General features: G+C 41.8%; 10 protein-coding genes. 4 read left to right on the top strand and 6 right to left on the bottom strand.

Annotated elements, in window-relative coordinates; translation table 11 throughout:
- Positions 1 to 51: 51 nt before the first annotated feature.
- On the bottom strand, positions 52 to 1,077 hold the full coding sequence (gene zipA, locus IEY18_RS11385) for a cell division protein ZipA (RefSeq protein ID WP_188920903.1): 1,026 nt from the start codon (positions 1,075 to 1,077) through the stop codon (positions 52 to 54).
- 22 nt (positions 1,078 to 1,099) lie between these two features.
- On the bottom strand, positions 1,100 to 4,543 hold the full coding sequence (gene smc, locus IEY18_RS11380) for a chromosome segregation protein SMC (protein WP_188920901.1): 3,444 nt from the start codon (positions 4,541 to 4,543) through the stop codon (positions 1,100 to 1,102).
- 221 nt (positions 4,544 to 4,764) lie between these two features.
- Between smc and cysZ the strand changes: the two genes are divergently transcribed.
- Together cysZ and IEY18_RS11370 are read left to right on the top strand one after the other, a co-directional pair.
- Positions 4,765 to 5,547 carry a sulfate transporter CysZ gene (gene cysZ, locus IEY18_RS11375; RefSeq protein ID WP_188920899.1) on the top strand — a complete coding sequence of 261 codons (783 nt, stop codon included), beginning with the start codon at positions 4,765 to 4,767 and terminating at the stop codon, positions 5,545 to 5,547.
- A 205-nt stretch (positions 5,548 to 5,752) separates the two neighbouring features.
- Positions 5,753 to 8,104 carry a carbohydrate binding family 9 domain-containing protein gene (locus IEY18_RS11370; protein WP_188920897.1) on the top strand — a complete coding sequence of 784 codons (2,352 nt, stop codon included), beginning with the start codon at positions 5,753 to 5,755 and terminating at the stop codon, positions 8,102 to 8,104.
- A 51-nt stretch (positions 8,105 to 8,155) separates the two neighbouring features.
- Here the strand turns inward: IEY18_RS11370 and IEY18_RS11365 are convergent, their stop codons facing one another.
- Positions 8,156 to 9,409, bottom strand: a complete 1,254-nt coding sequence (locus IEY18_RS11365; protein WP_188920894.1) for a response regulator — start codon at positions 9,407 to 9,409, stop codon at positions 8,156 to 8,158.
- A 346-nt stretch (positions 9,410 to 9,755) separates the two neighbouring features.
- On the opposite strand from IEY18_RS11365, the gene cysK reads away from it, so the two are divergent.
- Both cysK and IEY18_RS11355 read left to right on the top strand, forming a co-directional pair.
- Complete coding sequence (cysK, locus tag IEY18_RS11360) at positions 9,756 to 10,724, top strand: cysteine synthase A (protein WP_188920892.1); 969 nt, start codon at positions 9,756 to 9,758, stop codon at positions 10,722 to 10,724.
- An 851-nt stretch (positions 10,725 to 11,575) separates the two neighbouring features.
- The gene (locus IEY18_RS11355; protein ID WP_188920890.1) at positions 11,576 to 14,401 is read left to right on the top strand and encodes a TonB-dependent receptor domain-containing protein; all 2,826 of its coding nucleotides are present in this window, start codon (positions 11,576 to 11,578) and stop codon (positions 14,399 to 14,401) included.
- Positions 14,402 to 14,504: 103 nt separating this feature from the next.
- Here the strand turns inward: IEY18_RS11355 and IEY18_RS11350 are convergent, their stop codons facing one another.
- From IEY18_RS11350 to IEY18_RS11340, 3 genes are all read right to left on the bottom strand, one after another.
- Positions 14,505 to 14,915, bottom strand: a complete 411-nt coding sequence (locus IEY18_RS11350) for a hypothetical protein (protein ID WP_229779827.1) — start codon at positions 14,913 to 14,915, stop codon at positions 14,505 to 14,507.
- Positions 14,916 to 14,955: 40 nt separating this feature from the next.
- Positions 14,956 to 15,564 (bottom strand): GNAT family N-acetyltransferase, encoded by a 609-nt coding sequence (locus IEY18_RS11345; RefSeq protein ID WP_188920888.1) that lies wholly within the window; start codon positions 15,562 to 15,564, stop codon positions 14,956 to 14,958.
- Positions 15,565 to 15,677: 113 nt separating this feature from the next.
- Positions 15,678 to 16,226 carry an NAD(P)H nitroreductase gene (locus IEY18_RS11340; protein ID WP_188920886.1) on the bottom strand — a complete coding sequence of 183 codons (549 nt, stop codon included), beginning with the start codon at positions 16,224 to 16,226 and terminating at the stop codon, positions 15,678 to 15,680.
- Between the last annotated feature and the right edge of the window lie 88 nt (positions 16,227 to 16,314).

Raw genomic sequence — 16,314 nt, 5'->3', positions numbered from 1 at the left:
CAATGATGTCCACATTCAATCGTTGCAGGCAAATCAATGCAAGGTGTTCATTTACATTTGCTGCGTCTTGATCCGCTGAACATAAGTCAATTTAGTTTGCTCACTCCATGCTTGACGCTCACCATCAAGAACTCGTGCGCCTAGGTCATCAGCCAATTGCTGTACAGAATTCAGCATATTAGAAAAGTTCATTAGCGCGTCACCATAACAAGGTAACGTGAGGAATAATACGACGCCAGGGGTCGTGAATTGCTCCATATTGTCGGGGTCAAAAATACCCGGTTTTACCATGTTGGCTAAGGAAAAAATAACCTTCCCTGTCCCGGCGTTATCTTGATGTCTGTGGAAAATATTCATATCGCCAAATTTGAAATTAAGCGTTAACAAACACTGTAGTAGTTCAGCACCATCTAAAACTTCGCCTTCTTTCGCGACCAAATGTAGTACGAGAACATCGACAGGATCGCCAAGCTGCTCTTCTGCTTCTTGCTCTTCTTTGAGTTGCTCTTCAATCGCTTGATTTTGTTTTTCTTCAACACCATTACGTAAATCAACCTCAACTTCTTCGGCAATCTCCTCTGAGAACATATCTCCAAGATCAAGCTGAATTTGTTCAATCTCAGGCTCTGGTGTTTTCGCCGAATTCATAACGGGCTCTTTGCGCTTAGTTTGACTGGGCGCTTCTGAAAGCTCAAACAGTTCATCCGCGACATCTTTTTCTATCGACTCACTATTCACTGCAATGACTTCATTCACTGCTTTTGTCGACTGTGGTTTAATGAATCGTGAATTTGTGAGTGACACATCTACAGGTGCCTCGCTAGAAGCCTCGGAGGTAGATATGATACTGTCGGTGCTCCCTGCATCTGTCGCTGATTTGACAACAACATCTCCAACACCATATTCATCAAAGCCATCACGATCCCGGCCTGCAGAGCCCAGCGACTGTAATGGTGAATCATCTTTATAGGATTCCCTAGATTGACGTTCCTTCTTTATCGACCAAAACCCATGCACAGTTACCGCGACAATAGCTATCGCACCCAACACAGACAATACGAGTTGCAAATCTTCCATTGGTTACCTATATATCCTACTGTTATACCGCGTCGGCCAAAGCCACCGCCTCATCTAAATCTACTGCGACTATGCGTGATACGCCAGGTTCATGCATAGTGACACCTATAAGCTGATCCGCCAATTCCATTGTGACCTTATTGTGGCTTATATAAACAAACTGCACGCTTTGAGACATCTCTTTCAAAAGTCTACAAAATCTTTCAACATTCGCATCATCAAGCGGTGCATCGACTTCATCCAACATACAAAATGGCGCGGGGTTGAGTCTAAAAATAGCAAACACTAATGATAAAGCGGTTAGCGCTTTTTCACCACCAGAAAGAAGATGTATCGTACTATTCTTTTTGCCTGGTGGCCTAGCCATAATCGTCACCCCAGCCTCAAGCATATCGGCTTCAGTCAACGCGAGGTATGCACTCCCCCCACCAAAGACCTTGGGAAATAATTGGCTCAAGCCTTTATTCACTTCATCAAAGGTTTGTTTGAAACGACTTCTCGTTTCTCGATCAATTTTGCGAATAGCATCTTCTAAACTACTTAACGCTTGGCAAAGATCTGAATCCTGATTGTCCAAGTAGGTTTTGCGCGTTTGCTGTTGCTCAAACTCTTCAATTGCAGCCAGGTTAATCGCACCGAGTCGTGCAATGCTACGGCGCGTTTTATCGAGCCGTTCTTGAACACGTGCACTGTCATGGCTCTGAATAGACTCCGTCGAGTAACGTTCCAAAGCAACGCCTTGCTCCTGTGCTTGCTGAGCAAGACTCGCGAGCTGTCCATTCAATCCTTCACGATTTAGTTTAAGCTCACTAATACCATCATTAAGCTGTTGAATCTTATCAAGCTGTTGATCATGCTGCAAACCACTTGTATCAATTATTTCCTGCAAAGCTTGCTGCTCTTGTCGATTCTTTTCCAAGTGCTGTTGATACTTTAACCTTGAAGACAATAAACTTTGTAATCGCTCAGCTTGAGACTCATTGGAAACAGGTGATTGAGACTCTAAATGAAGTAGTTTTTGATTGAGGTTTTTTTGTTCATTGACAAGTTCAGTTATTCGCTTATTTAAAAGCGCTACTTTTTGCTCGGTAAGCTGTAGTTTTGTGTGCAAAGACCCCTGCTGTTTTTCAAGCACATTCAATTTTTGCTTTTCTGCCTGTAACTCAGATTGCGCATGCTGATGATGGCTCTGAGCCAACTCAAAACGCGCACTGAAAGCACTGCCTTGCTCCTCGGCCTCACTGAGCAAAGTTCTACAACCCAAAACCTTTTGTTTGCCTTCCCCCAGTAAGTTTTGATAGTCCAGTATTTCTTGTTCATTTTCCTGGGACTGCTTCTTCAACTTATCCTGTTGAATTTTTTGACTCTTACTGGCTTGAATTGCCATATTTAAGTTGGTTTGACGACGGGCAATTTCAGTGTTTACAACCACTTTTTGACGATTTAAGCTTTCGAGTTGATGCTCAATTTGCTGAACCGAGGCCTGTGATTGCTGCAATCGTTCATGCCATTGCAAAACCTGCTGCTTCATTTCAACGCACTGCTCACTTAGCTCTGTTAACTCATGCTGTATCGCGAGTACGGATTGACTACCGTCCACGCAAGAAATCTGAAAACCATGACCGAGCATATATCCGTCAGCAGTCACGATACACTGGTTCATCTCTAATGTTTGAAGTTGCTCTTGCGCAAGCTCCAACGATTCGCACCATTGCACACCATGCAGCCAAGGCAATAAATTGAGTTCACAATGAAACGGTGGGGCTGAAACTTGATTTCCAAGGCGCTGGTGCGCCAAAGCTGGTACAACTTGAAAGCCAAGTTTAGGTTGATGTTCGGTATCAGGCGATTCTTGAACCATCGGCTGATACAGTATTTGGCCCAGTAGCAGTTGCGTGGCTTGTTCCCAACCGGTTTGAATCTCTAACTGTTGCCACACCATATTGCGCTGTTGATGAGGTCTGAGCAGACCTTCAAGTGTTTTTATCTGTCCTTGCAATCGGGCTTGCTGCTGTAAGGCTTCTTGATAATGGGTTTGATGACTCGCAACTCGCTCACGTTCCTCTCCCTGTTGTGCACTCACTTCTAGAATTTGTTCTTCTAGTTCTGCAAGCTGATTTTGAAGGGCGGCAATCTCTCGTTTTGTCTTTTCAATTCCAGCAAGTTCTTCTGCGGCTGTTGTTTGACTAACTTGTTGCTGATATTGAGCTTGAGACGATATTAGTCGAGCAAGTGTTTGCTCATGAGATAACAAGCGCTGCTCTGTTAATGCTAATTCATGTCGTAGATTCGTTGTATGCAGCTCGCTCTCTTTTTTTAAAACAGAGATATCATTAAATTCTAGTTGGTGCTCCTGAGCGACATCAACTAACCCTTGAACGATATGATGCTGGCTTTTAATATTGGCTTGGCCTTGATTAAATTGTTGCGTTTCGTTTTGCAATTCGCCCAACAACACATCAAGTTCCTGCTGCTTATTTTTAATCTCTCGCGCTAACTTCTGCTGTGCCTGGTTCGTTTCAGTTGCGCGGCTTTTCGCCTCTTTGATCCGCTGTTCTAATGCAGCAATCTTGGTGTTTGCATCATAGTACTGCTCTCGAATTGCATGTTCTTCATCTACCAACTGCAACATAGATTCACGGTAAACATTTCGTTGTGCGTTATTCGCTTCAACGTCAATGCGCAGGGTCTCTGCGGTTCGCTCTAGCCCAGTGATTTGTTGACTTAATCCATTGGCAGCCGTTTGCAATTCATGTTGCTTCAACACATGTAACAATGCACTGCTCTCTCGCTCAGTTTGCTTCAGTTCACGATATTTAATGGCTGTCTGTGACTGCTTTGCGAGCTTTTCCAACTGTGAGGCGAGTTCTTGGCGAATATCGCCTAATCGTTCTAAATTTTCCCGAGTATGGCGGATCCGGTTTTCTGTATCTCGCCGCCTTTCTTTGTACCGTGAGATACCCGCAGCTTCTTCAATAAAAACTCTCAGTTCCTGAGGCTTGGATTCAATCAGTCTTGAAATGGTTCCCTGGCCAATAATAGCATAACTGCGCGCGCCTAATCCTGTCCCCATGAAAAGCTCGGTAACATCTTTGCGACGACACTTTTGCCCATTCAAGTAATAATTTGAATCACCATCTCGACTAATTTGCCGTTTGACATGGATATCGGTGTAACTGGCATATTGGCCGCCAAATCGCCCTAGACTATTGTCAAAAAGTAGCTCAACAGATGCGACAGATACAGGTTTGCGTGCACTGGAGCCGTTAAACACCACATCAAGCATGGAGTCACCACGTAAGTGCTTTGCACTACTTTCACCAAGAACCCACCGTACGGCGTCAATTACATTCGACTTCCCACAACCATTTGGTCCAATAATGGCAGAGAGTTCTTTAACAAAGGGAATTTTGGTGGGATCAACAAACGACTTAAAACCAGCAAGTTTGATCTGTTTTAATTTCATAGTGCCAGAATGCCATTTGTCTAGTTATCGCTAGAGTATGGTTGCTATTGAGCGCGGATTTAACTGATTAAGCACTTTAACAAACGCATTCGCATTTTGTAACGTTTTTTCTCCTCGGAGGCGCCTAGATGCTGAATTTTGTAACGATTTTGACTTGTCTTCAGGCGTAGACTTGCTCACAATCGACTCATAAATGGCAAAGACAAATTTAAAAGAGAGTTATGAATAATCAGCAACAAGTTAAAAAAGGAATTCCAAAAACTGGCGTTAACTATTTTATGGCTGGGTTTAGCCTCATCAAACGCCCAGGTTTGAGGACCTTCGTATTTATTCCGCTTATGATCAATTTGATACTTTTCGGGAGCGTCATTTACTTTGCCATTGGCGAACTTGAAAACGTTTTCGCTTGGATTGAAGGCCAGTTGCCGGATATGTTGAGCTGGCTGAATTTCATTCTTTGGCCACTGGCAGTTATCGCATTGTTAGTTGTTCTTTCTTTTGTTTTTAGTTCGGTCATGAACTGGCTAGCTGCACCATTTAACGGACTACTTGCAGAAAAAGTTGAAAAGCTGTTAACAGGCAAACCGCTCAATTCAGGAACAACGGTTGATCTCGTTAAAGATTTACCGCGCATTCTAGGTCGTGAATGGACCAAGTTAAAGTACTATCTTCCAAGAGCAATTGGTTGTTTACTGTTGTTTATTGTTCCTGTTGTTGGGCAAACAGCAGCACCTGTCCTTTGGTTTTTGTTTACGGCCTGGATGATGGCAATTCAGTACTGTGATTACCCATTTGATAACCATAAAGTACCATTTAACGATATGAAATTTGCCCTAAAACAAACCAAAGGTACCAGTGTTAGCTTCGGTGCGGCAGTCACCTTATTCTCAATGATACCCGTAGTTAATTTTATCGTTATGCCTGTCGCTATTTGTGGGGCAACTGCGATGTGGGTTGACAAGTATAGAGAAGCTTATAAGCACCCAGTCATTGCAGCTGACTAAAACTCTATCCACCCAAACACGCCTTCTAAATGAAGGCGTGTATTTTGACCTGTTGATGAGTCGTTCGTCTATCAATCACAAAAATCATCATTTCATAACAAAATCACAAATAATGTAACAATTCATCCACTCTACGGGCTTCCCACTCCCTATATATATCTGCCACAATAATTCGATAATCAATAAAATAAAAGCATCACAGAAAATGCATTTACAAGCCCTTCTCATTTTGGTTCTCAGCCTGGTTTTTAGCCAATTCGCCACTGCAGGAACAGCGCATAACTTCGGCTTAAAAATCCCAACATTAACCTCTACAGCCACAATAGATGGAAAGTTTGATGAATCAGTTTGGCAGCAAGCCGCTTTAACTCACTTGAGATACGAAACGCGCCCAGCTGAAAATCAGCCTGTTCCGGTAAAAACAGAAATTCGCATGTATGCAACTGAAACAAGCTTATTTGTTGCATTCAAGGCGTTTGACCCGAACGTTAGCAATATCCGAGCAAATCTCAGCGATAGAGATAATGCTTGGAGTGATGATCTCGTCGGTATAAAGCTCGATACATTTAATCAATCAAAGCTTGCTTATCAGTTTTTCATCAACCCTCTCGGTATACAAAACGACTCCATAGAAAATGAATTAACGGGTCAAGAAAGTGATGCATGGGACGGAATTTGGTATAGCGCAGGTCAAATAACTCATGATGGTTATCAAGTTGAAATAGAACTCCCATTACGTATTTTGAGCTTCGATGACAGTCTCAGTCAGCAACATTGGGGGATTGAGCTAATCCGTTTCTACCCAAGGGAGGAACGACAAAGATTCTCAACACATAAAATCGATCGTGATAATACCTGCCAATTATGTCAACTCGGTGTTTTGAGCGGTCTTCGAGGTGCGAAACAAGGGCAAGGTGTTCAAATAACACCAGCTCTCGTGGTAACCCATAACCGCCAACGAGAACTACCGCAGAATCAAGGCTGGAATAATGAAACCAATATCGAACCTGGAGCAGATATCCGTTGGAGCCTCACACCAAGTACCTTATTAAATGCAACGATTAACCCGGACTTTTCTCAAGTCGAAGCGGATGCAGGTCAATTAGACGTAAACAGTACATTTGCGCTGTTCTTCCCGGAAAAAAGATCATTCTTTTTAGATAATAAAGACTACTTTGATACCCAAATTAACCTGCTTCATACCCGCAATATTGTCGCTCCTGATTACGGCGTAAAACTCACAGGGAAAGTTGGGGATCATACCTTTGCAGGACTCGTTGCGCAGGATACAACCACAAACTTTTTAATCCCTGGAAACTTAAGTTCAGACATAGCAAAAATCGATGAAACAAGCCAAAACTTAGCGACTCGCTATCGAGCAGATTTTGGACGTTCGCTATCCCTTGGCGCATTGTTTACAGCTAAATCTTCACAAAACCAATATCACAATTATTTGGCGAGTTTTGATGGTAAATATCAACTAACAGATCAAGACACATTCAAAGTTCAAGCAGCATTTTCAGATACAGAGTACCCAGAAGATCTTTACCAAGACTTTTGCAACGGTGACTGTAAACCACCGACTGAAACATGTTCTTTATTACAACTGAGTGCTGGCGAGTGCTTGTACAATGAGCGAGTCTTGAGAACCAAAGATAAGGGAGCGTTTCGTGATCACCTTTATCGCATAAAATACAATCACAACAGCCGTAACTATTATGCATTTACTCAATTTGAAAGTATTGGGGAAGACTTTCGAGCGGATTTAGGATTTATCGAGCGTGTTGATTTTAAAAAATTCGTTGCAGGCGGCGGCTATATTGCATACCCAGATCATGCTTGGGTTAGTAAGATAAAAACTGGCGGAGACTGGGATATTAGCCACAATCAAGCAGGTGAATTGCTTGAGCAAGAAGTCGAGGCCTTTATTGAATTTACAGGGACTCAAATGCAAAGTTTTCTTGCAATGGGTGCCGTTAATCGCGAAAGAGTCGGGAGACGAATCGATCCCTCATCCTTAGCAATTGATAGCAACACAACTCGATTTGACGAAACTCAATTTTGGATTTACGGAGAACTAAGCCCGCTGCAAACCCTAAACCTTGAGTTAGATGTGAGCTATGGCGATGACATCGACTTTAGTAACAACCAGCTCGGTACGAAATTTGTTGTCAATCCAGAAATCGACTGGAAAATCACGCCATCAATTTCCCTTAATTTCACACATGTCTATCGTCACCTAGATGTGGATGAAGGTCGTTTGTTCACCGCAAACTTAAGCGATTTACGACTAAACTGGCAATTCGATAAACACCAATTCTTACGCATATCCAGTGTATACACACATATTGATAGAAATACGGCACTCTATAGCAAACCAACGTTTACCAATAAACAGCATTTAGGAAATGAGCTACTTTATGGTTATAAACTTAACCCACAGAGCGTATTTTATTTAGGGTATTCTGATGGTTTAAAAAGAGATGATCGGATAAACACACTCACCAGAAATGAGCAAACGCTATTTATGAAAGTGAGCTATGCTTGGATTATATAAATAAGCACCAATCAATGGACTGGAGTGAGCGACGAGCCACTCCTTGACTAATTAAATCTGTAGTCCGCTAACACAAACTAGATTTCTACCTTGCTCTTTAGCCCGATAGAGTGATTGATCTGCGATCTTAATCATTTCATCAATTGACTCATCTGCATTACGACAATGCAAACCAATGCTAATTGTAACCTTGAGATCTCCTTTAGAGGTTACAATGGGCTGAGCAGCTAGTTTCTCTCTAAAGTCATCAAACAGCTGGTGCGCTTGCGCAAGTTTCAACCCTTTCAGTGCGACAACGAACTCTTCCCCACCAATCCGAGCGACAATAAATTTGTCAGCAAAAATCTTGCGTAACCGTGCACTAAACTCAATCAACACTTCATCCCCAACATCATGACCATAATTATCATTCACTTTTTTGAAGAAATCGATGTCAATCAGGCCGACGGCAAGCTGAGTTTTCTTCTTCGAAATTTTAGGCATCTGCTGGCTAAAATAATCAAAAAAATATCGACGGTTATAAACTTGTGTTAAATAGTCGTAGTTTGCTTGCTTCCAAAATAACCTGAGCATTTCAAGCGCATCGAGCGTATTAAGCACTCGACAATGAAACTCTTCATGTACAAAGGGCTTTTGTAGAAAGTCATTCGCGCCATTTTTGATAAAGCGTGCAGACAAGCTTTCATCGGTATCGTTTGACAATCCGATAATAGCCAACTCTTCCCGCAAGTAGAGCTCTCTGGCTTTAATGATGAGCTCAAAACCATCCATGGTTGGCATATTGTAATCGGTGATTAATAGCTTAATCCCAGCAGATGACTGCAATAACGCTAGTGCCTCTGCACCATCCTTGGCTTCCATCACTTGAAAAAGGTGCTGCTCAAGTAACGCCCGTATATAATTCCGACTGACCGATGAATCATCAGCAACTAAGACTTTAATTTTTTGGTTTCGGTGCAGCCGCTTGACTAGCTTGACAATATATTCATAACTAAATCGATTCTCTTTAAATACATAGTCAACAATGCCTAGGCTGAGCAACCGTTTTCGCTGTGCTGAATCCAAAGTTGCGGTCGCTACGATACAGGGTACTTGATATTGCTGAACAACTTCGACTATTTGCCCACCATTTGCATCGGGCAAACTAAGGTCGGCAATGGCGACAAAATATTGCTCTTGTTCTAAAAACGTGCGAGCGGTTGTAAGGTCTGGTGCAATATCGACAATACAATCCAACTCTTGTTGCAATAAATGGCGTAATATTTTTGCAACAACTTGACTATCTTCAACGACTAAAATCCGCAACCTTTTCCCCTCACAAATCTCGAAGATCTTTCATTAAACAAATTAAGCATATATAAAAATGGCGTTGGACATCGACAACGAAACCCACCGATATCTTTATTGTAGTCAAAGCTTGCTTAGTTTCGCAGGAGAAAGTGAAATAAACCCCTCATTTTTAGGTAAAAATATTAAATCTCTTGCAGCCAAACAATGCTTGATGAATCATCGTTTAGTAATGAATCAGTTAGTTAAGGGAAAACTAAATATATGCTAATAACCAAAAGGAATAAAGAAGAACAAACTATCACTTCTATTTCATAAAAAGACGATTATGATTTACTCATGCAATCAAAGGAGCAAGCTATTCATGGGCAAAATATTTGAAGACAATTCACAGGCCATTGGTAACACACCGTTGGTTCGACTTAACCGAGTCAGCAAGGGCAATGTTCTTGCAAAGGTAGAGGCGCGCAACCCAAGCTTTAGTGTCAAATGTCGTATTGGTTCAAATATGATTTGGGACGCTGAGAAAAAAGGGCTTCTAACCAAAGACAAAGAGCTTATTGAGCCAACATCAGGGAATACCGGTATTGCTCTAGCTTACGTCGCGGCGGCTCGTGGCTATAAGCTCACGCTAACGATGCCCAACACCATGAGTCTTGAACGCCGCAAGCTTTTAAAAGCGCTTGGCGCAAACCTCGTGCTAACCGATGGTGCTAAAGGGATGAAAGGTGCAATAGATAAGGCAGAAGAAATCTGTCAATCAGCACCCGAAAAATACATCTTACTCCAACAATTTAATAACCCTGCAAACCCAGAGATTCATGTGAAAACAACTGGACCTGAAATTTGGGAAGACACAGATGGTGAAGTTGACGTTTTTGTTGCCGGTGTTGGAACGGGCGGAACCATTACAGGTGTGAGCCGTTATATAAAAGAAGTACAAGGAAAATCGATTACCACCGTAGCGGTAGAGCCTGTTGACTCACCTGTCATTGCTCAAGCCAAAACGGGTCAAACGATTCAACCTGGACCGCACAAAATACAAGGTATTGGTGCCGGATTCATACCAGGAAACCTTGATTTAGATTTAATCGATCGTGTCGAAGCAGTCTCAAATGAAGATGCAATTGATATGGCTCATCGATTAATGAAGGAAGAAGGGCTACTTGTAGGTATCTCATCCGGGGCAGCAGTTGTTGCAGCAAATCGTATTGCTGATCTTCCAGAGTTCGAAGGCAAGAATATTGTGGTTATATTGCCTTCAGCCGCTGAGCGTTACTTATCTTCGGTTCTTTTCCAAGGCCAATTTGGCGACGAAGAAAACGTCCAATAGTCATTGTTACTCAATGCATAAAAAGGCGCCTATTTATTGGGCGCCTTTTTGCTGCGAAAAGTTCAATGAGAAGTAGCTAGCTCAAATGCAAATAGCTTAAATACTCAGAATATTCTCTTTGCGTTGCAGGTTTTTTTAATCAAAAATTTTCTTTTTGTATGCGCGTTAATTTATTAAGAGTTCACATCTGCCGAAACATACCACTTCATCAAAAGTCGATTCCCTAATTGAAACCCCACATACTATATTGATATAAACTAGGCATACGAACAAATTAAATATACAGTCATACTATTTGCATAAATTAAAACATGCATAGATAAACAATAACTCTTAATTACACTTATTTGCCCACTACGGTGTCTAAAATCATCACAAACCATAAACATTAACAGGAAGAATATACGGGACGGTGGACTATAACCGCCTATAAATGAACAACATTTACTCATTTATAATGTTTTGCTTATAACTTTGAACTAGATCTCAATATTTTTTATTGTTACAGGTGTACCTCAAAAGTTAACTCTGGCAAAAAAACGCAACCATAATAAAACAAAACAAAACACACCCGCAAATCACGCAACACACACCGCAACATAATAAAAACATAAACAACACAAACCAAACAAAACAAAGGTAAAAACCAATAGCCAAGAAAAAATGTAAATAAACATCACCATATTATGAAGGTGAAATTGTTACAAACGTTCAAAATAAGGCATGTTGAACATACTTTACTGCTGTGATTATATCTTTGAGTTAACAACTATAGGTCTAAATTAAACAAGTTATATTTCATAGTTGTTAATAAAAAACTTATAAATATATTCGTTTCAGGGATAAGATAAATGCAAAATAATTCAAAACTAGCAAGCTCTATAAAGCTTGCTTTAGTTGGTGGTGCCGTTGCTTCAGCAATGACCATGCCAGCTGCAATTGCTGAGGAAGCAAAACAAGAAGTCGAACGTATTCAAGTAACAGGTTCGCGTATTATTCGCGAAGGTTCAATTGCGCCAACACCTGTTACTGTCATTACTGGTGATGAGCTTCTATCGACTGGTGTTGCAAATATCGGTGAAGCACTAAACCAACTACCAGCCCTTGGTAGCACTTATTCGCTTGCAAACTCAGGTCGATTTATTGGTACCGCAGGTCTGAATATTCTAGATCTCCGTAATATGGGTACAGCGAGAACGCTTGTATTAGTTAATGGCAAGCGTCACGTATCTAGTTCTGCAGGAACGCAATCGGTCGATGTAAACACGATCCCAAGTGTATGGGTAGATAAAGTAGAAATCATTACGGGCGGTGCATCTGCAATTTATGGTGCTGATGCTGTAACCGGTGTGGTTAACTTTATTCTTAAAGATGACATCGAAGGGCTAGAAGTTTCTGCTAACAAAGGCTACGCCGACGATAGCGATCACTCCAAAGAGCGTTTATCTGTTTCATATGGTACGAGTTTCGACGATTCGAAAGGTAATGTCGCTATTGCAGTAGAATATAGTGGACAGGATCGTTTACGTGCGTTAGATCGTGAACAAACTTCGACTTCCTTTACGAATCTACCAAACTTTGATCAAGAAACGAATGGTGGACCAGACCAGATTTTAACTCCAAATGCTGGCTATCACGCGATTAACAATGCTGGTGTATTTAACCTTGATGGTTGGAAAACATTCAATCCAGATGGTTCTGTAAGAGACATTTATACTGGTGACAATGCAACATATACTAAATGTGCAAATTGTGACTATTTTAATCTGAGAGAATACACAGATTTACAACCTGAATTCGAACGCTTCAACGTCAATTTCAAAGCAAACTATGAAATCAATGATGATCTTAATGCATATTTCGAAGCCAAATATGTAAACAGTCAATCTACAGATCATGGTCAACCTGCGTTCTTCTTCTTTAACAGCTTCAATACAATTAAACGTGATAACGCATTTATCGATGACAGCCTTGTCGCTTTAATGGATGAGCAAGGTGTTGATAGTATCCGTGTCAATAGAATGCTTGATGACTTAGGTCAGCGTATCGAAGATGATACTCGTGAAACCCAACGCTACGTTGTCGGTTTAGAAGGTATTGTATTTGAAGAGTGGGACTTTGAAGTCTACGGTATTTACGGTCAAACAGATCTTGAGCGAATTAACCGTAATAACCTTATCCGCGCCAACTACGCCAATGCTTTAGATTCAGTACTTATCAACGGCGAAGCTGTATGTCGTGATGCTGATGCCCGTGCCGAAGGCTGTGTACCAGTAGATATTATGGGCAATGGTAATCCAAGCCAAGCTGCAATTGATTATATCAATACAGTTTCAACCGGTACTTCTGTAATTAAGCAAACAGTTATTGGTGGTACGCTAACGAACTCAGGTATTTTAGAATTACCCGCGGGTTATGTTGGGTTATCGACAGGTGTTGAGTATCGTAAAGAAGAAAGCCAAGTATTTGAGCCTGATAACGCAGAAGGTACTTTCTTCAATGCACTTGGTGAAGATAAAGGTGACTTCGATGTAAGCGAAATATTCGCAGAAGTGACAATTCCTCTTCTTAGTGAGCTTCCAGCTATCGAACAACTTGATTTAGATTTAGCGGTTCGCTATGCAGATTACAGCTCTGTTGGTAGTGCAACGACATGGAAAGCCGGCTTAAGCTGGGAAGTTGATGATCAATTGCGTGTTCGCGCTACATTTGCAGAAGCTATTCGTGCACCTAACATCAGCGACTTATTTGGTGCAGAAAGCCAAAACTTCTATAGCGTTGATGACACTTGTAAATCTTCTGAGCTATCACAGTTAGAAGATGCTACCGTTCGTGCAGCCAACTGCGCAGCACTCGGTGTTCCAACTGACTTCGATAGTGACTATGACTCAGCTTCAATTGAGGGTGTTAGTGGCGGTAACCTAGAGTTATCTCCAGAAGAGTCTACAAGCTACACAATTGGTGCAATTTACCAACCTGAGTTCGTTGACGGCCTATCTATCAGTGTTGACTACTGGGACATTGAAATTGATGATGCCATTTCTGCAGTTGGCGCCCAAGATATTATCAATCGCTGTGTCGACGCTCCTGGTGGCATTAACAACGAATACTGTACATTGTTGACACGTGACGAGACAACTCACCAAATCACAAGTATTAAACAATACGCGTTAAACATTGCAAAGTTAGAAGCAACGGGTATCGATTTTGATATTGGTTATAACTTCGATGCGTTTGACGGTGAAGTTCGTACTAGCTTCATTGCTACTAAGCTAATTGACAGAAAAGATTACTCTTTCCAAGATGAGCCAGATGTTTTTGAGCAACAAGCAGGAACGTTAGGTAATGCTGAATGGCAAGCTAACATCAACTTGAGCTATAACATTGATAACTGGACTGTATTATGGCGTACTCGTTTTGTTGATGAAGTTAGCTTGTATACAGATCAAGAGCTAGAGAAGAATCCGAATCCAAATAGCTCAATGGGTTACGGAGAGTACTTTATCAGTGATACAGCAGTGTCTTATGATTTCGACAGCGGTGTTAGCCTAAAAATTGGTGTCGACAATCTATTTGATAAAGACCTACCATTCGGTACGACAGGTACTGGTGCAGGATCTGCATCATACGACAATGTTGGCCGCTTCTTCCATGCGACAGTTAGCTACGTTATGTAACTTTTCGTATTGAATTTAACTAAAACGGCACCCTCAGGGTGCCGTTTTTATTCAAGCTACATATTTCCAGGCTAACCCGTCTGAACTAACCAGATATAAATCCTTACATAGTGACCATCACCCAATAGTCCAAGCGCTTTTGTGGCTCAGCAAGAATTTGTTTACACGGCTCTTTATATTGGCGCATCAACACGCCTAGGTTACTTGAACCATTTAATGCCTGCTCTTGCTTTAGCTTTTCCGCAGCAACCACTTTTTGAACTTGAGCTTTCTCTGAATATTGGCTAGCAATTTCTGTTGCTTGTATGCCAGACTTCTGCAGCCGTTTACCAACAACCTGCATCTGCGGTGCATTCATTGAAGCGATCGCTGTCGAGGCAATTTCATAATAAGCAGCACAGCTTGCAAGCTCTTTTACAAAAGACTGCTCAGCCTCATTAGCATAACTCGGCGACGTTAGGCCGCTAAGCAATATAACTGGCAGTCCGAACTTGCTAAAATGCATACTTTTCATTTCCAATTTCCTCTTTGATATTCCATCACTGTACGGTCAGCTATGTGGACAAATGTTCAACATATTGCTGTTGCAGCACTTTTAAGTTGTGTTTTACCTCGGGCCATTCACGATCAATTATCGAATATACCACCGTATCTCGAATACTGCCGTCTGGTAAAAGCTTATGATTTCTTAAAATTCCGTCTTGTTTTGCACCAATGCGAGTAATCGCCTCTCTTGACGTTTGATTACACCAATGGGTTCTAAACTCAACCGCCATCACATCTAGCGTTTCGAATGCATAGGTGAGAAGCAATAGCTTAGACTCTGTATTTACAAAGGTTTTTTGTGCTTTCACGCTATACCATGTATGACCAATTTCAAGTCGCCGGTTCGGTTGATCCCACGCAAGTATCCTTGTCGTCCCAACAATTTGCCCTGACGATTTATCCCGAACCACAAATACTAGTGAGTCTCCCCTACTTTCATCCTCAAGTGCTGCTTCTACGTATTGCTTCATATCATCTGGATGCGGAGCGCTGGCATACCAAAGATTCCAAAGTTCTCCGTCAGCAACAGCCAAGCTCATGGCCGCAACATGATCAATTGAAATAGGCTCTAAAACCACTCGCTCTCCGGTGAGGCAGCCATCAAGTCTTTGTTTCATCTACTACTTACCTTCCAGTCAATTGCTGTAACTAATTGTTGTATGAATGTTAATATCACAATCATTGCCCAACTTATCCATACATGCAAGTCGACCACAGAAAAGCAGTATTTTTACAAGTACCTAACGAAAGGAGTGGCGCTTTGCCTTACTTTTACAGGCGCGTCGACCGCTGGTGTTCCCAGATACAAAAAGCCTATGATCTGATCATCACCGTTCACCTCTAAATGCTTATTTACAATCGCATCGAAAGCGAATTCGCCCGTTCGCCAAATAGCTCCTAACCCTTGCGCCACTGCTGCCTGCTGCATTGCCATCACCGCACATCCAGCCGCAAGATATTGCTCAAGTATGGGCACTTTCGGATGCTCTTTCACTTTAGCAATCACCGTAATCAACATCGGCGCTCGATGTGGCATTTTTGCAACACGCTCTATCGCCTCTCCGTCGAGCCCCTTCTCCATGGCAGCTTCTTTAAAAATAGCTGAAAGTTTATTCAACCCCTCGCCCTGTGCAACAACAAACTCCCAAGGGCACAAGTTGGCATGATCGGGTACACGAATGCCAGCATCAAGTATGTTTTTAAGTTGGTTCTCATCAGGAGCCGGAAAGGTAAGTCGAGGGCAAGATTGTCGAGTATGTAGTAACTGCAATGCATCCATGTTGCACCCCTATAGAAGTTTGAGGTTTCATATACTTGTCATGTCAGCGAACCAATGGTTCCAGCTAACGAGCTTCATCATACGACAA

Origin of the sequence: Shewanella gelidii (assembly GCF_014647855.1) — a bacterium.
Taxonomy (GTDB): Bacteria; Pseudomonadota; Gammaproteobacteria; order Enterobacterales; family Shewanellaceae; genus Shewanella; species Shewanella gelidii.
This window is presented reverse-complemented; position numbering and strand designations above follow the sequence as displayed.